The sequence below is a fragment of the Pseudomonas hunanensis genome, assembly GCF_013393325.1.
Taxonomy (GTDB): Bacteria; Pseudomonadota; Gammaproteobacteria; order Pseudomonadales; family Pseudomonadaceae; genus Aquipseudomonas; species Aquipseudomonas putida_P.
In genome coordinates, this window is sequence record NZ_QJRC01000041.1 from 1 (window position 1) to 265 (window position 265).

The following is a 265-nucleotide window of genomic DNA, read 5'->3' on the forward strand; positions in this document are numbered from 1 at the left end:
TCGGTCGCCGAGAACGTGAAGCCGACCTTCACCGTGCACGTCAATCAGCCGCTGGATCACGACCTGGTCGTGACCCTGAGCAACAATGCCCAGGTCACCATCAAGGCGGGCGAGACCAGCGCACCATACGAGCACGCGGCACAAGGTGACGACGTCTACCAAGACGCTGGCGAAATCAGCCTGGGCATCAAGTCGGCGGTGGACGCCACGGGCGCTACCTTCGAGAACCTGCAGTTGGGTGGTGATGCTTCGGTCAAAGTGACCG

1 protein-coding gene is annotated in these 265 nt (G+C 61.9%); it reads left to right on the top strand.

Translation table 11 applies throughout. The features are described from left to right. Positions 1–265: immunoglobulin-like domain-containing protein (locus DM807_RS00675; RefSeq protein WP_179026940.1), on the top strand; the 265-nt coding region annotated here is incomplete at both ends.